Here is a 17,593-nt window from a genome sequence, read left to right as displayed (position 1 = left end):
CATGACCAGGCAAACCACCGCGATCCCCGCCGCAGGCGACGAGGCCGCCATCGAGATCGTCAAGCTGAACAAATGGTACGGCACCTTCCACGTGCTGCGCGACATCGACCTGGTCGTCAGTCGCGGCGAGCGTATCGTGATCGCCGGGCCTTCGGGTTCGGGCAAATCCACGCTGATCCGCTGCATCAACCGGCTGGAGGAACACCAGGCCGGCAAGATCATCGTCGACGGGACCGAGCTGACCCACGACCTGAAGAATATCGACAAGGTGCGTTCCGAGGTCGGGATGGTGTTTCAGCATTTCAACCTGTTCCCGCATCTGACCATCCTGGAGAACTGCACCCTGGCGCCGATCTGGGTGCGCAAGATCCCCAAGCGCGAGGCCGAGGAGACGGCCATGCATTTCCTGACCAAGGTCAAAATCCCCGAACAGGCGCATAAATATCCCGGCCAGCTGTCGGGCGGCCAGCAACAGCGGGTGGCGATCGCGCGGGCGCTGTGCATGCGGCCGCGGATCATGCTGTTCGACGAGCCGACCTCGGCGCTGGATCCCGAGATGATCAAGGAGGTCTTGGACACGATGATCGAGCTGGCCGAGGACGGCATGACCATGCTCTGCGTCACCCACGAGATGGGCTTTGCCCAGGCGGTGGCGCATCGGGTGATCTTCATGGACCAGGGCCAGATCGTCGAGCAGAACACGCCCAGGGAGTTCTTCAACAATCCCCGCTCGGAGCGCACCAAGCTGTTCCTGTCCCAGATCCTGGGGCACTGAGCGGCGGCACCGCCGCCGCAGGGGGACTTCGCGTCCCCCGTCCGCCGCGGGCGCGGCGGACTCCCCCTGCGGGATATTTCTCCAAGGAAGAATGCGCAGGCGGGGGCCGGTCAGACAGCCGACTTGCGCGACTCCTCGAGATAGATTTCGCGCAGGCGGGTCGCCACCGGGCCGGGGCGGCCGCTGCCCAGCGCCACGCCGTCGACCTCGACCACCGGCATCACGAAGGCCGAGGCCGAGGTGAGGAAGGCCTCGTCCGCGGCCTGCGCCTCGGCGATGGTGAAGGGGCGTTCCTCGATCTGCATCTGCGCCTCGGCGGCATAGCGCAAGAGCGAGGCGCGGGTGATGCCGTGCAGGATGTCGTTGGACAGCGGGCGGGTCACGATCCTGCCGTCCTTGACGATATAGGTGTTGTTCGAGGTGCCTTCGGTCACGAAGCCGTCCTCGGTGAACCAGGCATCGTCGACGCCGCGATGCTTGGCCTCCATCTTGGCCATCGAGGGGTAAAGCAGCTGCACCGTCTTGATGTCGCGCCGGTGCCAGCGCAGGTCGGGGATCGAGATCACCCGGATGCCGGTCTTTGCCTGCGGATTGTCGGCCAGGCCGGGCTTGGACTGGGTGAACATGACCACGGTCTGCGGCGTATCCTCGGGCGGATAGGCGAAGTCGCGGTCGCCGGGATTGCCGCGGGTCACTTGCAGATAGACCATGCCCTCGGTCACGTCGTTCAGCGTCACCAGCTGGCGATGCGCGTGAAGCCATTCGTCGTCGGTCAGCGGATTGCCCATGCCGAGTTCGGCCAGCGAACGGGTCAGCCGCCGCATGTGGCCGGCAAAGTCCAGCAGCCTGCCATCCAGCACGCTGGTCACCTCGTAGACGCCGTCGCCCATCACGAAGCCGCGGTCGAAGATCGACACCTTGGCTTCGGCTTCCGGCAGATAGTCGCCATTCAGATAGACGGTGCGGGTCATGTCGTTTCTCCTGTCCCAGGGCCTGCTAGCGCGGTCCTGCGCCGAAAGCGGCAGGGCGTCAAGATGCGCGGGTTTTCGCAGATGCAAAATCAGCTTGATGCAGTCGCAGCAATTATCTATCAGTTTTGCAGCGCCGCTTGAAACATCCTTACTTGAAAGGCAAGCCATGTCCTTCCGCACGCAACCCGCTGCGCCCGCCCGCCTGAACCGCTGCCAGCTTTTCGGCCCCGGTTCGCGCGAGGCGCTGTTCGAAAAGATGGCCGGTTCGGCCGCCGATGTCATCAACCTGGACCTGGAGGATTCGGTCGCGCCCGACGACAAGGCGCAGGCACGCAGGAACGTGATCCAGGCCATCGGCGACATCGACTGGGGAAGCAAGACCCTGTCGGTCCGCATCAACGGGCTGGACACGCCCTGGTGGTACCGCGACGTGGTGGACCTGCTGGAACAGGCCGGCGAGCGGCTGGACCTGATCATGATCCCCAAGGTCGGCAATGCCGCCGACATTTATGCCGTGGACGCGCTGGTCACCGCCATCGAGGCGGCCAAGGGCCGGCAAAAGCGCATCGGGCTGGAGGTCATCATCGAATCCGCTGCCGGCATCGCCCATGTCGAGGAGATCGCGGCATCCTCGCCCCGCCTGCAGGCGATGAGCCTGGGCGCGGCGGATTTCGCCGCCAGCATGGGCATGGCCACCACCGGCATCGGCGGCACCCAGGAAAACTACTACATGCTGCACGAGGGGGCGAAATACTGGTCCGACCCCTGGCATTGGGCGCAGACCGCCATCGTCGCCGCCTGCCGCACCCATGGCGTGCTGCCGGTGGACGGCCCCTTCGGCGATTTCAGCGATGACGAGGGCTTCCGGGCGCAGGCCCGCCGCTCGGCCACGCTGGGCATGGTCGGGAAATGGGCGATCCATCCCAAGCAGGTGGCGCTGGCCAACGAGGTGTTCTCGCCCAGCGAAAAGGCGGTGACCGAGGCGCGCGAGATCCTGGCCGCGATGGAGGAGGCCAAGCGGACCGGCGCCGGCGCGACGGTATACAAGGGTAGACTGGTTGACATCGCGTCCATCCGTCAGGCACAAGTGATCGTGCGTCAGGCAGAATTGATCGACGCCTGATCGGCAAGGGATACCTGGGCGGCTACGCGGGGAGGCTGGCCGCCATGACAGGGGAGGAGCAACAGGCCCTGCGGCTGCGCGGGGCCTGTTGTCATTCGGGCCGCTCGCCTGATCCTTCGCGGATTGTCATGGAAATCCAATGTCGTCGTCACTGCGTTCCGCGCGGGTTGGCCGGGGTTCAGGCTTGGGCGCCATCCCTGGCCGGGCGCGGTTGCCACGGGATCGGGCGTGCGGTTGTGCCGGGCCGGGTCGGGGGCAGGTCGGGAAGCGGTGATTCGGGCCTGGTCGGAAGGCTGCCGCCCACCAGGGACAGAAGGCGGGCTTACCTGTGGAAGCCGGGCGATTCCCGCGGCCGGCGGCGGGGCCTTTGCCGGGAGCAAGCCCGCAGCAGCTACGGAGCCGGCGGCGCAAGCGCAAGGCCGTCGACCGGAACGTGAGCCTGCCACGCGGCCGGAATGCGCGGCGTCGCGGCCAGCAGGCTTTGCGTATAGGGATGCTGCGGCTGCCCGAGCACCTGGTGGGTCGGGCCGGCCTCGACGATGCGGCCCTTTTCCATCACCAGCACCCGGTCGGTGATCCGGCGCACCACCGACAGGTCGTGGCTGATGAACAGGTAGGACAGGCCGTGGCTGACCCGCAGCCGCGCCAGCAGGTCCAGCACCTGCGCCCGCACCCGCACGTCCAGCGCGCTGACCGCCTCGTCCAGCACGATCAGCCGCGGCCTGATGATCAATGCGCGGGCGATGGCGATGCGCTGGCGCTGGCCGCCGGAAAATTCGTGGATATGCCGGCGCATGGCGTCTCCGGCGATGCCGACCTCGTAAAGCGCCTCGGCCACCTGTTCGCGCCAGTCGCGGGGCAGGCCGGTCAGGTGAAAGGGCTCGGCCACCAGCTGCTCGACCCGCCAGCGCGGATCGAAGCTGCCGAAGGGATCCTGGAACACCGCCTGCATCCGGGCGCGCAGCTCCGGGGCCATGGCGCGGCCGGTGCGGATTTCCTGCCCGTCCAGCAGGATGCGGCCGCCCTGCAGCGGGTCGAGCCCCAGGATGGCCCGCGTCAGCGTGGATTTCCCGCAGCCGGATTCGCCGACCAGCCCGACCGATTCCCCGGCGTCGATGCGGAAACTGACCCCGTCCACCGCCCGCAGGGTTTCGCGCGGCGCGGCCAGGCCGCGGCGGGGCAGGGGATATGCGCGCGCCGCCCCCTCGACCTGCAAGAGCGGCCGCGGCTGCGCCGCGGGCAGCACCAGACGCGGCTGATGGGTCGAGGCGGCGAACAGCGCGCGGGTATAGGGGTGGGCCTGCTCGCGAAACACCGTCTCGGTCGGGCCTTCCTCGACGATCCGGCCCTGCTGCATGACCGTCACGCGGTCGGCGATGCCCGCGACCACCGCAAGGTCGTGGGTGATCAGCAGCAGCGCCATCCCCTCGTCCCGGACCAGCCCCTTGAGCAGGTCGAGGATGCGGGCCTGCGTGGTCACGTCCAGCGCCGTCGTCGGCTCGTCGGCGATCAGCAGGTCGGGGCGCAGCGCGATGGCCAGCGCGATGGCGACGCGCTGGCGCTGGCCGCCCGACAGCTCGTGCGGGTAAAGCGTCAGCGGAAAGCGCGGCGCGGCCAGGCCGACGCGGTCCAGCCGGTCGCGGGCACGCTCCAGCGCCGTCTTGCGGTCCAGGCCCTGGTGGATGCGCAGCACCTCGGCCACCTGGTCGCCGATGGTCATCAGCGGGTTCAGCGCCGTCATCGGCTCCTGGAAGATCATGCCGATGCGCTTGCCGCGGATGCGGCACAGCTCGCGCTCGGGCAGGTCCAGCAGGTTGCGGCCGTCCAGATCCACCCGGCCCTCGGCCCGCATGCCCTCGGGCAGCAGGCCCATGATCGCCAGCGCCGCCATGGACTTGCCCGAGCCGCTTTCGCCGACCAGCCCGGTGATCCGGCCGGGCGGCAGTTGCAGGTCGAGGCCGCGCAGGATCTCATGCGCACCGATCTCGACCGAAAGGCGGCTGGTCTGGATCATGGCGACCTGCGCAATCTGGGGTCCAGCGCGTCGCGCAAGCCGTCGCCCAAGAGGTTCAGCCCCAGCACGGTGACGACGATGGCAAGGCCGGGGATGATGGCGACATGCGGGGCCAGCGCCACCATGGTCTGCGCCTCGGCCAGCATCCGGCCCCAGCTGGGCGTGGGTGGCTGCGCGCCAAGGCCGACATAGGAAAGGCCCGCCTCGGCCAGGATGCCCAGGCTGAACTGGATGGTGCCCTGCACGATCAGCAGGTTGGCGATATTGGGCAGGATGTGCTGGACGCTGATCCGGCTTGCGCCCTTGCCCGCGACCTGCGCGGCGCGAATATAGTCCAGCGTCCAGATCGGCAGCGCCGCGCCGCGGGTGACGCGGGCAAAGACCGGGATGTTGAAGATGCCGATGGCGATGATCGCGTTCAGCGCCGAAGGCCCCAGCGCCGCGGTGATCAGGATGGCGATGACCAGGCTCGGGAAGGCAAAGACCAGGTCGTTGCCGCGCATGACCGCCTCGTCGATCCAGCCGCCGCTGCGTGCCGCGGCCAGCAGACCCAGCGGCACGCCCAGGCCCATGCCGATCCCTACCGCCACCAGCGCCACCGCGATCGAGGTGCGCGCGCCGACCATGATCATCGACAGCATGTCGCGGCCGAAATGGTCGGTGCCCAGCCAATGTTGGCCCGAGGGCGGCAGCAGCTTCTGCGCGATGGCAAGCTGCGTCACGTCCGCCGGCGTCCAGAGGAACGAGACCAGCGCCGCGACCAGCGCCAGCCCGGAAAGCAGCGCGCCCAGGATCAGCGACCACCTCATCGCCGCAGCCTCGGGTCGACCAGCGCATAGGACAGGTCCACCAGGAAGGTGACCAGGATCACCGCCGCGACCAGCACCAGCACCGCGCCCTGCACCACGATCAGGTCGCGCTGGGTGATGGCCTGGAAGATCAGCCGGCCAAGGCCCGGCAGGTAGAAGACATTCTCGATGATGATCGCGCCTGCCAGCAGAAAGGAAAACTGCATGCCCAGGATGGTCAGCACCGGGATCAGCGCATTGCGCAGCGCATGGCGCGACAATGCCTGCCCGGCGCTCAGCCCCTTGGCGCGGGCGGTGCGGATGTAGTCCTGGCCCAGCGTCTCGACCAGGGCCGAGCGCAGCACGCGCGCCAGGATCGCCGCTTGCGGCAGGGCCAGCGCGATGGCGGGCAGCAGCAGCGATTTCAGCGCCGCGGCGGGATGGTCCCAGCCGGGAAAGCCGCCGGCGGGCAGCCATCGCAGCCTGACCGCGAACAGCAGCACCAGCAGCATGGCGAACCAGAAATTCGGCAGCGCGATGCCGACCTGCGTCGCCGCCATGACCGCCGTGTCGCCCGCCCGGCCGCGCCTTGCAGCGGCGAACATGCCGATGGGCAGGGCGATCAGCGCCGCCAGCGCCAGCGCCAGCAGCGCCAGCGGCAGCGAGACCTGCATCCGGTCGAGGATCATCCCGGCCACCGGCGTCTTGTAGGTGAAGCTGTGGCCCAGATCGCCCGTCAGCACCCCGCCCAGCCAGTGCAGGTAGCGCAGCGGCAAGGGCAGATCCAGGCCCATCTGCTGGCGCAGCGCCGCCACCGTCTCGGGCTGGGCGCCGGTGCCCAGCATGAAGCTGGCCGGATCGCCCGGCACCAGCTCGACCACCGAAAAGATCAGCGCCGAGGCCACGAGCAGGCTCAGGCCAAGCGAGATCAGGCGGCGGGTCACATAGCGCAACATGGGGAAACGCTAGTGCGGCGCCGGGGCGCGGTAAAGCGGCCTTTGCGCTCAGGGCACCTCCAGCTTGCCGATCAGCGGCACGTCGTCGTCCAGGCTGACGGTGTGGCGCTCGATCATGCGGTGGACGACGGGCGGCTCCTTGCCGCGATGCAGCTTGTGCAGATCCTCGTAGGTCTGGAAATCGGCCTTGGTGCGGCGCAGGTTGTGGCGCACGTATTCGTCCCAGGTGGCGATGTGATAGCTTTCGGTCCAGCGCTCGGGGTGTTCCAGGTCGCGCAAGAGCGCCCAGTTGCGCGCGCCGTCGCGGCGGCGGATGTTGCGGCGCAAGGCCATCAGCCGCAGGAACTCGGGCACGTCGAGCTGGTCGATCTCGTAGTCGATCATCACCATGATCGGGCCCGAGCGGCCGCGCAGGTCCAGCGCCAGTTCCGGTTCGCGAAAGCGGTTCACCGGGTCCAGGTCCAGCGTGCCGAATTCCGGGATGCGCAGCCAATGGCCCAGCACCGCGCCCAGGAACAGCGGCGCCGAGGCGGCGATCAGCGCCGTCTCCACGTCGTAATTGTTGGCAACCGAGCCCCAGGTCCACGCCCCCGCCGCCATGCCGCCGAAGACCGCGGTCTGGTAAAGCGCCAGCGCGCGGGCCACCACCCAGCGCGGCGTCGAAAGCTGTACGGTGACGTTGAACAGCGACAGCGCCAGCACCCAGCTGGCCCCGGCGGGCAGCATGGCCAGCGCGTGCAGCCAGGTGCTTTCGGTCAGCGCCAGCAGCAGCGCCGAGGCGCCGAAGGCGGCAAAGGCGACGCGGACCACGTTCTCGTTATCCAGCCGCTCGCGCACATGCGGGTTGATCAGCGCCCCGGCGATGGCGCCCAGGCCGAAGCAACCCAAGAGCAGGCCGAACAGCAGCGAGCCGCCCGCGGGGTTCTGCTTGGCCACCAGCGGCAACAGCGCCATGACCACGATGGCCGAAAAGCCGAACAGCGCCCCGCGCGACAGCACCCGCATCAGGTTCGGCGACAGCGCCACATAGCGCAGCCCCGCGCCCACGGCGGCGACGAAGGGCTCGGGCGTGGTGATGCGCGGCGGCGTCACCGGATGCCAGCGCATCAGCGCGCCGAGCAGCGGGATATAGCTTGCCGCATTGACCGCGAAGGCCGCCGCCGCGCCGAAGGCGGCGGTGATGATCCCGCCCACCGCCGGCCCGACCGAGCGCATCAAGTTGAAGCCGACCGAGTTCAGCGACACCGCCGCCGGCAGGTCGTCGCGCGGCACCAGATCCTGCATGCTGGCCTGCCAGGGCGGGTTGTAGATCGCCTGCCCGACCCCGATCAGGAAGGTCAGCGACAAGAGCAGCAGCGGCGTCATCCAGCCCTGCCAGGTCAGCACCGCCAGCAGCACCGAGACCGAGGCCATGAAGACCTGCGCCCCCAGAAGCAGCGTGCGGCGGTCGAAAATGTCGGCCAGCGCCCCCGAAAGCAGCGCAAACAGCATGATCGGCAGCGTATTCGATGCCTGCACCAGCGCGATCAGCGTCGCCGAATCGGTCAGCTGCGTCATCATCCAGGCCGCGCCCACCGCCTGCACCAGCCCGCCGAAGTTCGAGATCAGCGTCGCCGACCACAGCAGCCGGAAATCGCGGTGACGGAACGGGGCAAAGGGGCTTTTGCGGGCTGTTGCTGGCATGATCCGGAAAACCTGGGGCAATGCGGCAAGCTTAGGCAGAGCCCCGCCGGGCCGCAATCCGGCCGGCCGATTCTTGCCGCACCGCTCTGTTATTTCGCCAAACCGCTATATATTCGAATAATCTTCGACAAAATTACATAAACATGAAGAATATATGGCGTGATTGGCCGATTTTTCGCCGGAATCGGGATTTCATTTCTGCACCGGCTGCTATCCTTGCCCTCAACTCGGATTTGGGGGGTGCGCGACGATGAAGATCATTATTCTTGGAGCCGGTGTCCTGGGCGTCACCTCGGCCTGGTATCTGGCCAAGGCCGGGCACGAGGTCACGGTGATCGACCGGCAGGACGGCCCGGCGCTGGAAACCAGCTTTGCCAATGCCGGCGAGATCTCGCCCGGCTATTCCTCGCCCTGGGCGGCGCCGGGCGTGCCGCTGAAGGCGCTGAAATGGATGTTCCAGCGCCATGCGCCGCTGGTGGTCCAGCCCCGGCTGGACTGGCAGCGTGTCTCCTGGATGGCGCGGATGCTGGCGAACTGCACCTCCTCCGCCTATGCCGTCAACAAGAGCCGCATGGTCCGGCTGGCCGAATACAGCCGCGACTGCCTGGGCGAGCTGCGCGCCGAAACCGGCATCCGCTATGACGAGCGCACGCAGGGCACCCTGCAGGTGTTCCGCAAGCAGCAGCAGCTGGACGCCGCCGGCAAGGACATCGAGGTGCTGCGCGCCGATGGCGTGCCCTTCGAGGTTCTGGACCGCGACGGCTGCGTCGCCGCCGAGCCGGGGCTGGCCGGTTCGGCCGAGCGGATCGTCGGCGGGCTGCGCCTGCCGGGCGACGAGACCGGCGATTGCTTCCTTTTCACCAACCGCCTGGCCGAGATGGCGGCGGCGGCGGGCGTCACCTTCCGCTGGGGCGTCGGCATCGAGGCGCTGGAGGCCGAGGGCGGCCGCATCAGCGCCGTGCGCACCGACCAGGGCCGGCTGACCGCGGATCGCTATGTGCTGGCGCTGGGCTCCTATTCGCCGCGCATGGTGCGGCATCTGGGGCTGAAGCTGCCGGTCTATCCGCTCAAGGGCTATTCGCTGACCATCGACATCCAGGACGAAAGCCGCGCCCCGGTCTCGACGGTGATGGACGAGACCTATAAGGTCGCGATCACCCGCCTGGGCGAGCGCATCCGCGTCGGCGGCCTGGCCGAGATCGCCGGCTACGACCTGAGCCTGAACCCGCGGCGCAAGGAAACGCTGGCGAAATCGGTGGGCGAGCTGTTCGGCGGTGCGGGCGATGCGGACAAGGCGCTGTTCTGGACCGGGCTGCGCCCGATGACGCCTGACGGCACGCCCATCGTCGGCGCGACGCCGATCCCGAACCTTTACCTGAACACCGGACATGGCACGCTGGGCTGGACCATGTCGGCGGGCTCGGGGCGGCTGCTGGCCGACCTGATCTCGGGGCGCAAGCCCGACATCGCGGCCGAGGATCTGGGCTATGCCCGCTATCTGCGCGGCGCCAAGGCCGCCGGCCGGCCGGCGCTGCAACCCGCCCGCGCCTGAAAATCGTGGCAAGCATGGAAAAAGGGGGCCTTCCAAAGGCCCCCTTTCTTGCCGTCCGGCGCGGTGTCAGGCCCGCTTGACGAGGCGCAGCACCACCAGCAGGATCACCGCGCCCAGGGTGGCGAAGATGATCGTGCCGAGGATCGGGGCCGAGGCGCTCATGCCCAGGCCGAGCATCGGGAACAGCCAGCCGGCGATCACGGCGCCCAGGATGCCGATGACGATGTTCATCAGCAGCCCCTCGCCGTGGCCCTTGACGATCAGCCCGGCCAGCCAGCCGGCGATCGCGCCGATGATGAGGGTGATAAGCAAGGCGGTCAGGGTCATGAAAGCGTCCTTTCCTTGCGGGTTTGCGGCGCTTGGCCGATCCGTCAAGCCAACGCCCCCGGCCCCGCTGCGGTTCCGAAACCTGCGGATTCGGCCCTGCAAGCGCGGAAAACCGCGCGTTTGGGCAACAGTTCGGTAACGATTGCGCATATCCGCCGGGTCCAAGGCTTGACGGCGCAGAACCGGAAGGGCTGATAGGGGGTTGCAACTCTTGCCCGCCCTCTGCTCGGGTCGGGCGCGTCATCCGACGCAATCTCACAGCTGCCACGGCCGCGTCCCCGGGCGCGGTGCGCTACGAAGGGAAAAACGATGCGCCTTGCTCCGCTTTTGCTGGTGGTGGGCCTTGGCCTTGCCGCCTGTGCGCCTGCCGCCGAAACCCCGGCCGAACCGCCGCCCGATCACGGCGTCTATGGCGCACGGACCGATACCGGCCCCAACGGCGAACCGATCGAGATCAACGCCGTCCGCCCCGCCTATCTGACCGAGCGCAACCGCCGCCAGCGCGTGCCCTATAACGGCCCCGAGGCCGCCGGCACCATCGTCGTCGATCCCTATGCGCGCTTCCTTTATCATGTGCTGGGCAATGGCGAGGCCATGCGCTATGGCGTCGCGGTCGGCCAGGCGGGCAAGAATTTCCAGGGCAGCGCGACCATCGGCCGCAAGCATGCCTGGCCCAGCTGGACCCCCACCGCCAACATGGTCCGCACCCAGCCCGAGCTTTACGGCCCGCTCCGGCACGGGCTGGCCGGCGGGGTGGACAACCCGCTGGGCTCGCGCGCGCTCTATCTCTACAAGGGCGGCCGCGACACCATGTATCGCATCCATGGCACGATGGACCCGTCCTCGATCGGCAAGGCCACTTCGGCCGGCTGCATCCGCCTGTTCAACCAGGACATCATGGACCTGTTCAACGAGATCCCCCGCGGCACCGCGGTCAAGGTCCGCACCCGCGCCGAAAGTCTGGCGCTGGAAGGGCCGCTGGTCGAGCTGCCCAACGGCTACCTGGCCCCGGCAGGCGAGGTGCAGACCGCCGAGGTCCGGGCCGCGCAATAACAGCCGCGTTTGCCGGTCCCGATCCCTGTCCCGCCCCGGCCCGTCCAAGGCCGGGGCATTCTTTTTCTGGCCAGGACCAGCCCGACGTGGCAGATTCCGCCCTGATCCGCCCCGCCTGAAAGGAGAGAGCCCATGGCCAGGCCCGCCGATCCGACCGCCTCCGCCTCGCGCGACCTGGATGCGATTGCCGAGCAGACCCAGACCGCGGCGCTGCGCCTGCTGGACCTGTCCGCGCTGGCCGCCTTGCAGCGCGACTTGCGCGCCATGAAGGCAAGCGAACAGGACGAGGCGGTGCGAAAGGCGCTGGCCCAGGCCATGCGCCGTGCCGCCGCCGAAAAGCGCCGCCGCGCCGAACAGGCCGGGCCGGCCGCGGATGTGACTGCCGAGCCTGCCGCCCCGGAGCCTGCCTCTACGGCGCCGTCCAAGCCCCCGCGCCCGGTGCGGCCGCTGCCCGACAAGGCCGAGAGGAAGCGCATCAAGGAGGCCGAGAGGGCCGAACGCAAGCGGGTGAAGGAGGCCGAGAAGGCCGAGCGCAAGGCCGCGAAACAGGCGGCCAAGGCGGCCGAGAAAGAGGCCGCCCGCGCCGCGCGCAAATCGGCCAAGGCCGAAGCCGACCGGGCGGGAAAGGCCGCCGGTCAGGGCGGCAAGGGCAAGGGCGGCAAGGCCGGAAAAGCCCGGTGAGATTGCAGGCGCGGTTTCCAAGCCGCGCCTTGCCTGCTATTGGAGATCCGACCATTCCATCCGGGTTCACCATGCGCCCTCCGGTTCTGGCCCTTGTCGCCGCCGTATCCGCCGCTTGCCTTGCCGCGCCGGCTTCCGTCCGGGCGGCGGAGGACGCGTTCCACGGTCCGCCGCCGCCCGCGGACCGGATGCGCTGCACGGATGACGGGGCATTTTGCATTTCCGTTGCCAGCTATGTGCCCGATGTCTGCTCTGCCATCGAGCGGACGGCGGGGAAGAACGGGCTCGACCCGCATTTCTTCGCCCGGCTCCTGTGGAAGGAAAGCCTGTTCGAGCCGGGCGCGATCAGCCCGGTCGGCGCTATGGGCATCGCGCAATTCATGCCCGGCACCGCCGAGATGGTCGGGCTGGACGATCCCTTCAACCCGGCCAAGGCCATCGAGGCCTCGGCGCGCTACCTGGCGGCGCTGACTGCGAGCTTCGGCAATGTCGGCCTGGCCGCGGTGGCCTATAACGGCGGCGAGAACCGCGCCGCGCGCTTCGTCTCCCAGGGCGGCGGCCTGCCCTGGGAGACGCAGGATTATGTCCAGGCGATCACCGGCCAGACCGCCTGGATCTGGCGCGACGATCCGCCCCAGCGGCTGGACGTGCGACTGGACAAGGAGCGGCCCTTTCGCGAGGCCTGCATCGAGCTGGCCAGCGCGCGCAAGCTGCGCGAGTTCCAGACCCCCGACCATCCCTGGCCCTGGGGCGTCATCGTCGCCACCCATCCCAGCCAGGCGGGGGCCAGCGCGCAGGTCGCGCGGCTGAACCGGCAGTTGCGGCCGATCCTGGGCGGCAAGCGCGTGAGCTACGTGCACCGCAAGATCTCGGGCGGGCCGAGAAAGCTTTTCACCGCGCAGATCGGCTATTCCTCGAAGTCCGAGGCGTATGCCTTTTGCAACCGCTTGCGCGGCCTGGGCGGGCGCTGCCTGGTGCTGAAGAACTGAAACGCCGCACGGGCGGCGGCGTTTCATGGGTATTTGGGGAACGAAGAAGGCGGGCGCGCAAGGAAGGGGCGGCTATTCCTTCCAATGCACCCGGGTCAGGTCGTTCGCCGGCATGGGGGTATTTTCCCAGAGCCCCTCGATTTCCGCCTTGGCGACGCCGGTCTTGGCCATCTGGAACAGGAAGGCGTTGGCATAGTCGTCGGCCAGGATCTCCTGCGCCCGTTTCAGCAGCGCCGAGCGTTCGGCCGGGTCGGTGGCGGCGTCGAGTTTCGCCATCGTCTCGTCGAAGGCGGGGTTATGGTAGTTGAAGTAATAGTCCTTGCGGGCGTAAATGCCGATGTCCATGGGCTCGACATGGCTGATGACGGTCAGGTCGTAATCGGCGTTCTTGAACACCTGTTCCAGCCATTGCGCCCATTCCATGTTGGTGATCTGCGTCTGGATGCCTATGGCGCGCAGCTTGGCCGCGATGATCTCGCCGCCGCGGCGGGCATAGGGCGTCGGCGGCAGGGCGAGGCGCAGGGTCAGGCCCTCGCCCCCCGCCTCGGCCAGCAGGTTCTTTGCCAGTTCGGGATCGTGTTGCGATTTCCCGGCCAGGTCGACGTAATCGGGATGGTGGGGGGCGAAATGCGTGCCGATCGGCGTGCCATAGCCGAACATGGCGCCGTCGATGATTTCCTGGCGGTCGATGGCATGGGCGATGGCCTTGCGCACCTTGATGTCGGCCAGCGCCGGGTGCTTGTGGTTCATGGCCAGGATCGTCTCGCCCTCGGTGGTGCCGACCAGCACCTTGAAGCGCGGATCGGCCTGCAGCTGCGCCAGGGTTTCCGGGGCGGGATAGATCGGGAAGGCGTCGATATCGCCCGCCATCATCGCCGCGAAGGCGGCGCTGGGATCGGCGATGAAGCGGAAGGTGGCGGTCTTCAGCGCCGGCTTCTCGCCCCAGTAGCCGTCGAAGGCGTCGAGCCGGATATGGTCGCCCTGTCGCCATTCCCCGAACCTGAACGGGCCGGTGCCGACGGGTTTCGTGGCGATGTCGCCGATGCTGGTAGGGTCCACCATCACCGCGTCGCCCCAGGCCATCTTGAAGGGAAAGCCGCCGTCCGGGGCCTTGAGCGTGACGCGGACGGTCAGCGGGTCCAGCGCCTCGACGGTCTCGATGCCCGCGAACAAGGCCTTCTGGGCATTGGTGCTGTCGGGCGCGCGGGCGCGGTCGAGCGAGAAGACCACGTCCTGCGCATCGAAAACGCTGCCGTCGTGGAAGGTCACGCCGGGGCGCAGGTGGAAGGTATAGGTCTGGCCGTCGGCGCTGTCCCAGCTTTCGGCCAGGCCGGGCTTGACGCTGCCGTCGGGCGCGACGCGGGTCAGGCCCTCGAAGACATTGGCATAGACCACCTCGTCGATGGCGGCGGCGGCGCCCCCGGTCGGGTCCAGGTTCGGCGGCTCCAGCACCATGGCCAGCGTGATCCGATCCTGGGCCGCCAGCGCCGGCGTGGCCAGAACAGCCGCCGCGGCGGCGGCCTGCATGAGTTTCGCGAACATCCCTGTCCCCCTTTGGGCTGATCCCTGGGCGCAGCTTCCCGGCAAAACGCCCGGCGATCAAGCCCGCCGCTCGGTCAATTGCTGGGCGAGCCCCGCGAACATCAGCCAGAGCGAACTGAGCAGCAGCCCCCAGCGGGCAAAGCTTTCGGGGTGGAAATCCACCAGCACCGCCCAGACCGAGAATCCCACCCAGGCCGCGGTCACGGGCAGCGAGACCAGCCGCCAGCGTTCGGTCCTGACCGGGTGGATGAACTTGAGATTGGTGAACATGGCGATGGCCAGCGCCACCACCACGGCCAGCGTCAGCCAGAAATCCGGCTTGATGGCGAACAGCACCAGCACCACCATGTTCCAGCAGGCCGGGAAGCCGGCAAAGGAATTGTCGCGGGTCTTCATCCGGGTGTCGGCGAAATAGATCACGCTGCCATAGGTGATGGCGATGATCGCGATCCAGCCGGTCCAGCCGGGCAAGAGCCCCGACATGAACAGCGCATAGGCGGGGATGAAGACATAGGTCAGGTAGTCGATGATCAGGTCCATCAACACGCCGTCATAGGTCGGCCAGTTGGTCTTGACGTGATAGCGCCGCGCCAGGGGGCCGTCGACGCCGTCCACGATCAGCGCGACGACCAGCCAGAAGAACATCTGCGACCACTCGCCCCGGACGGCGGCCAGCAGGGCAAGCATGGACAGGACCGCTCCGGTCGCGGTCAGCAGGTGGACGGCAAGGGCTTTGAGGCGTGGATTCATCCCCTGCTTCTGTCACCGAACGGTCATGACCGCAAGTTCGCGCCGGGTTGCGCCCCGCGCTTTGCCGTGGGGTGATGCAGCGATCTCGGCCGACCTATCCGGCAAATTCCTCGGCCGCGTAGCCTTGCAGGTAAAGCAGCGCGGTCAGGTCGCCGTGGTTGATTCGCAAGCCGACCTGGGCCGCGACCACCGGCTTGGCATGCAGCGCCACGCCCATGCCGGCCAGCTTGAGCATGTCGAGGTCATTGGCGCCGTCGCCCACCGCCAGCACCTCGGCGGGGGTCAGGCCGCGGGCGGCGGTGATGTCGCGCAGCGCCTCGACCTTGGCCTCGCGGCCCAGGATCGGCAGGGCGACATGGCCGGTCAGCACGCCTTCCTCGGCCAGCAGCGTGTTGGCGCGATGTTCGTCGAAGCCGAGGGCGCGGGCGACCGGGCCGGTGAAATCGGTGAACCCGCCCGAGACCAGCGCGGCATAGGCGCCCTGCGCATGCATGGTCGCCACCAGCTGCCGGCCGCCGGGGGCCAGCGTGATGCGATTGTCCAGAACCTCGGCGATGGCCGATTCGCGCAGGCCGGCCAGCAGGCCGACGCGGGCCAGCAGGGCCTCGTGGAAGTTCAGCTCTCCGTTCATGGCGCGGGCGGTGATCTCGGCCACGCGCTCGCCCACGCCGGCGACATCCGCCAGCTCGTCGATGCATTCCTGCTGGATCATGGTCGAATCCATGTCGGCAAGCAGCACCGCCTTGCGGCGGCCGCGGGTGGGCTGGATCGCCAGGTCGAAGCCCTCGGCCTGGAGCCGTTCCCAGATTTGCCAGAAATCCGCCGGCTCGGCGGCGAGGGGAAATTCGGCGGCGATGCCCTGGGCCAGCCAGATGACATGCCCGCCATCCCAGGCGCCGCGGAGCTCGTCGACCAGCGCGGCGGGCAGGTCCGCGCGGCTGGGCGCGGCAAGGATGGTGACGGTGAACATGCTGGCCCCCTTGGCGGTTGTTTCCGCAGCACTAGCCAAAGCGGTGCGGGGGATCAATCAGTCGGATTCATGCCGAAAAACTGTCGCATGCGGGGCTTGCAGTTTTTTCTTGCGGGAATCCTTCGGCGGCGCTAAGCCCATCCGCGGGACACGCCGCCCCAACGCGGCGCTTATAGCTGGAAGGCTAACATCATGGGCAAGACTGCTCCGGCCGCGCGGCCGGCCAATCCGCGCTTTTCCTCGGGCCCCTGCGCCAAGATCCCCCATTTCTCGCTGGACATGCTTGCCGACGCGCCGCTGGGCCGTTCGCATCGTGCCGCCGTGGGCAAGGCCAAGCTGGCCGAGGCCATCGACCTGACCCGCGAGGTGCTGGGCGTGCCGGCGGATTACCGCATCGGCATCGTTCCTGCCTCGGACACCGGCGCCGTCGAGATGGCGCTGTGGTCGCTGCTGGGCGCGCGCAAGGTCGAGATGCTGGCCTGGGAAAGCTTCGGCGAGGGCTGGGTCACCGATGTCGTCAAGCAACTCAAGCTGGATGCGGTGGTCCGCAAGGCCGATTACGGCAAGATCGTGGACTTCGCCGAGGTCGATTTCGACAATGACGTGGTCTTTACCTGGAACGGCACCACCTCGGGCGTGCGGGTGCCGAACGGCGATGCGATCCCCGCGGACCGCGCCGGGCTGACCATCTGCGACGCCACCTCGGCCGCCTTCGCGATGGACCTGCCTTTCGACAAGCTGGATGTGGTGACCTTCAGCTGGCAGAAGGTGCTGGGCGGCGAGGGTGCGCATGGCGTGCTGATCCTGAGCCCGCGCGCCGTCGAGCGGCTGGAAAGCCATACCCCCGCCTGGCCGCTGCCGAAGATCTTCCGCATGACCAAGGGCGGCAAGCTGATCGAGGGCATCTTCAAGGGCGAGACCATCAACACGCCCTCGATGCTTTGCGTCGAGGATTACCTGGTGGCGCTGAAATGGGCGCAATCCATCGGCGGCCGCAAGGCGCTGGTCGCCCGCGCCGAGGCCAATGCCAAGGCCGTGCGCGACTTCATTGCCGGCAAGGATTGGATCGCCGACCTGGCCGAGGATCCGGCCACGGCCTCGACCACCTCGGTCTGCCTGAAATTCACCGATCCGCGTATCAAGGACGGCGCCGCCTTCGCCAAGGCCGTCGCCAAGCGGCTGGAGAAGGAAGGCGTGGCGCTGGATGCCGGCGCCTATCGCGACGCGCCCCCCGGCCTGCGGATCTGGTGCGGTTCGACCGTCGAGACCGGTGATGTCGCGGCGCTGATGCCCTGGATCGAATATGCCTTCGAGGCCGAGATCGAGGCGCAGGCCGTCGAGGCTTGATCTGCCGGACCGGGGCTCTGCCCCGGACCCCGGGATATTTTGACAAGAAAGAAGCCGAGTTGCAGCGCGTGC

General features: G+C 68.2%; 16 protein-coding genes. 7 read left to right on the top strand and 9 right to left on the bottom strand.

Annotated features, from left to right (window positions below; translation table 11 throughout):
- Position 1 precedes the first annotated feature (1 nt).
- Positions 2-775 (top strand): amino acid ABC transporter ATP-binding protein, encoded by a 774-nt coding sequence (locus tag ACDP63_RS11645; protein WP_024844084.1) that lies wholly within the window; start codon positions 2-4, stop codon positions 773-775.
- Between the two features lie 110 nt (positions 776-885).
- Here the strand turns inward: ACDP63_RS11645 and ACDP63_RS11640 are convergent, their stop codons facing one another.
- On the bottom strand, positions 886-1,746 hold the full coding sequence (locus ACDP63_RS11640; protein ID WP_024844085.1) for a D-amino-acid transaminase: 861 nt from the start codon (positions 1,744-1,746) through the stop codon (positions 886-888).
- 166 nt (positions 1,747-1,912) lie between these two features.
- On the opposite strand from ACDP63_RS11640, the gene ACDP63_RS11635 reads away from it, so the two are divergent.
- The gene (locus ACDP63_RS11635; protein ID WP_024844086.1) at positions 1,913-2,869 is read left to right on the top strand and encodes an L-malyl-CoA/beta-methylmalyl-CoA lyase; all 957 of its coding nucleotides are present in this window, start codon (positions 1,913-1,915) and stop codon (positions 2,867-2,869) included.
- A 391-nt stretch (positions 2,870-3,260) separates the two neighbouring features.
- Here the strand turns inward: ACDP63_RS11635 and ACDP63_RS11630 are convergent, their stop codons facing one another.
- From ACDP63_RS11630 to ACDP63_RS11615, 4 genes are read right to left on the bottom strand one after another with little or no spacing between them, the layout of a single operon-like run.
- Entirely contained in the window at positions 3,261-4,883 is a 1,623-nt protein-coding gene (locus tag ACDP63_RS11630) for an ABC transporter ATP-binding protein (RefSeq protein ID WP_409928083.1), read from the bottom strand.
- Entirely contained in the window at positions 4,880-5,692 is an 813-nt protein-coding gene (locus ACDP63_RS11625; protein WP_024844088.1) for an ABC transporter permease, read from the bottom strand. The genes ACDP63_RS11630 and ACDP63_RS11625 overlap by 4 nt, the downstream gene beginning before the upstream one ends.
- On the bottom strand, positions 5,689-6,627 hold the full coding sequence (locus tag ACDP63_RS11620; protein ID WP_024844089.1) for an ABC transporter permease: 939 nt from the start codon (positions 6,625-6,627) through the stop codon (positions 5,689-5,691). The genes ACDP63_RS11625 and ACDP63_RS11620 overlap by 4 nt, the downstream gene beginning before the upstream one ends.
- 48 nt (positions 6,628-6,675) lie before the next feature.
- Complete coding sequence (locus ACDP63_RS11615; RefSeq protein ID WP_024844090.1) at positions 6,676-8,310, bottom strand: MFS transporter; 1,635 nt, start codon at positions 8,308-8,310, stop codon at positions 6,676-6,678.
- A 250-nt stretch (positions 8,311-8,560) separates the two neighbouring features.
- Between ACDP63_RS11615 and ACDP63_RS11610 the strand changes: the two genes are divergently transcribed.
- Complete coding sequence (locus ACDP63_RS11610; protein ID WP_024844091.1) at positions 8,561-9,862, top strand: D-amino acid dehydrogenase; 1,302 nt, start codon at positions 8,561-8,563, stop codon at positions 9,860-9,862.
- 66 nt (positions 9,863-9,928) lie between these two features.
- Here ACDP63_RS11610 and ACDP63_RS11605 read toward each other — a convergent pair whose 3' ends face one another.
- A complete protein-coding gene (locus tag ACDP63_RS11605) occupies positions 9,929-10,189 on the bottom strand; it encodes a GlsB/YeaQ/YmgE family stress response membrane protein (RefSeq protein ID WP_024844092.1) in 261 nt (86 codons plus the stop codon).
- Positions 10,190-10,498: 309 nt separating this feature from the next.
- Here ACDP63_RS11605 and ACDP63_RS11600 point away from each other — a divergent pair, with 309 nt between their 5' ends.
- From ACDP63_RS11600 to ACDP63_RS11590, 3 genes are all read left to right on the top strand, one after another.
- Entirely contained in the window at positions 10,499-11,242 is a 744-nt protein-coding gene (locus tag ACDP63_RS11600; protein ID WP_024844093.1) for a L,D-transpeptidase, read from the top strand.
- A gap of 132 nt (positions 11,243-11,374) precedes the next feature.
- Positions 11,375-11,923 carry a hypothetical protein gene (locus tag ACDP63_RS11595; protein WP_024844094.1) on the top strand — a complete coding sequence of 183 codons (549 nt, stop codon included), beginning with the start codon at positions 11,375-11,377 and terminating at the stop codon, positions 11,921-11,923.
- Positions 11,924-12,111: 188 nt separating this feature from the next.
- Entirely contained in the window at positions 12,112-12,912 is an 801-nt protein-coding gene (locus tag ACDP63_RS11590; protein WP_231486671.1) for a lytic transglycosylase domain-containing protein, read from the top strand.
- Between the two features lie 72 nt (positions 12,913-12,984).
- Here ACDP63_RS11590 and ACDP63_RS11585 read toward each other — a convergent pair whose 3' ends face one another.
- The 3 genes from ACDP63_RS11585 to serB all read right to left on the bottom strand — a co-directional run bounded on the left by ACDP63_RS11585 (position 12,985) and on the right by serB (position 16,174).
- Positions 12,985-14,454: an ABC transporter substrate-binding protein gene (locus ACDP63_RS11585; RefSeq protein ID WP_024844096.1), complete on the bottom strand. Its 1,470-nt coding sequence runs from the start codon at positions 14,452-14,454 to the stop codon at positions 12,985-12,987.
- A 57-nt stretch (positions 14,455-14,511) separates the two neighbouring features.
- On the bottom strand, positions 14,512-15,204 hold the full coding sequence (locus tag ACDP63_RS11580; protein WP_028710167.1) for a CDP-alcohol phosphatidyltransferase family protein: 693 nt from the start codon (positions 15,202-15,204) through the stop codon (positions 14,512-14,514).
- A gap of 94 nt (positions 15,205-15,298) precedes the next feature.
- On the bottom strand, positions 15,299-16,174 hold the full coding sequence (gene serB, locus ACDP63_RS11575; RefSeq protein WP_024844098.1) for a phosphoserine phosphatase SerB: 876 nt from the start codon (positions 16,172-16,174) through the stop codon (positions 15,299-15,301).
- Between the two features lie 192 nt (positions 16,175-16,366).
- Between serB and ACDP63_RS11570 the strand changes: the two genes are divergently transcribed.
- A complete protein-coding gene (locus tag ACDP63_RS11570; RefSeq protein ID WP_024844099.1) occupies positions 16,367-17,521 on the top strand; it encodes a phosphoserine transaminase in 1,155 nt (384 codons plus the stop codon).
- Positions 17,522-17,593: the final 72 nt, after the last annotated feature.

The sequence above is a fragment of the Paracoccus sp. P2 genome, assembly GCF_046335115.1.
Taxonomy (GTDB): domain Bacteria; phylum Pseudomonadota; class Alphaproteobacteria; order Rhodobacterales; family Rhodobacteraceae; genus Paracoccus; species Paracoccus pantotrophus.
This window is presented reverse-complemented; position numbering and strand designations above follow the sequence as displayed.

Bases quoted from the DNA above. Each gene is read 5' to 3' on its own strand.
- ACDP63_RS11570 (WP_024844099.1), top strand. From the start codon at position 16,367: ATGGGCAAGACTGCTCCGGCCGCGCGGCCGGCCAATCCGCGCTTTTCC.
- ACDP63_RS11630 (WP_409928083.1), bottom strand. From the start codon at position 4,883: ATGATCCAGACCAGCCGCCTTTCGGTCGAGATCGGTGCGCATGAGATC.
- ACDP63_RS11625 (WP_024844088.1), bottom strand. From the start codon at position 5,692: ATGAGGTGGTCGCTGATCCTGGGCGCGCTGCTTTCCGGGCTGGCGCTG.
- ACDP63_RS11635 (WP_024844086.1), top strand. From the start codon at position 1,913: ATGTCCTTCCGCACGCAACCCGCTGCGCCCGCCCGCCTGAACCGCTGC.
- ACDP63_RS11645 (WP_024844084.1), top strand. From the start codon at position 2: ATGACCAGGCAAACCACCGCGATCCCCGCCGCAGGCGACGAGGCCGCC.
- ACDP63_RS11610 (WP_024844091.1), top strand. From the start codon at position 8,561: ATGAAGATCATTATTCTTGGAGCCGGTGTCCTGGGCGTCACCTCGGCC.
- ACDP63_RS11580 (WP_028710167.1), bottom strand. From the start codon at position 15,204: ATGAATCCACGCCTCAAAGCCCTTGCCGTCCACCTGCTGACCGCGACC.
- ACDP63_RS11585 (WP_024844096.1), bottom strand. From the start codon at position 14,454: ATGTTCGCGAAACTCATGCAGGCCGCCGCCGCGGCGGCTGTTCTGGCC.
- ACDP63_RS11605 (WP_024844092.1), bottom strand. From the start codon at position 10,189: ATGACCCTGACCGCCTTGCTTATCACCCTCATCATCGGCGCGATCGCC.
- serB (WP_024844098.1), bottom strand. From the start codon at position 16,174: ATGTTCACCGTCACCATCCTTGCCGCGCCCAGCCGCGCGGACCTGCCC.
- ACDP63_RS11590 (WP_231486671.1), top strand. From the start codon at position 12,112: ATGCGCTGCACGGATGACGGGGCATTTTGCATTTCCGTTGCCAGCTAT.
- ACDP63_RS11600 (WP_024844093.1), top strand. From the start codon at position 10,499: ATGCGCCTTGCTCCGCTTTTGCTGGTGGTGGGCCTTGGCCTTGCCGCC.
- ACDP63_RS11615 (WP_024844090.1), bottom strand. From the start codon at position 8,310: ATGCCAGCAACAGCCCGCAAAAGCCCCTTTGCCCCGTTCCGTCACCGC.
- ACDP63_RS11620 (WP_024844089.1), bottom strand. From the start codon at position 6,627: ATGTTGCGCTATGTGACCCGCCGCCTGATCTCGCTTGGCCTGAGCCTG.
- ACDP63_RS11595 (WP_024844094.1), top strand. From the start codon at position 11,375: ATGGCCAGGCCCGCCGATCCGACCGCCTCCGCCTCGCGCGACCTGGAT.
- ACDP63_RS11640 (WP_024844085.1), bottom strand. From the start codon at position 1,746: ATGACCCGCACCGTCTATCTGAATGGCGACTATCTGCCGGAAGCCGAA.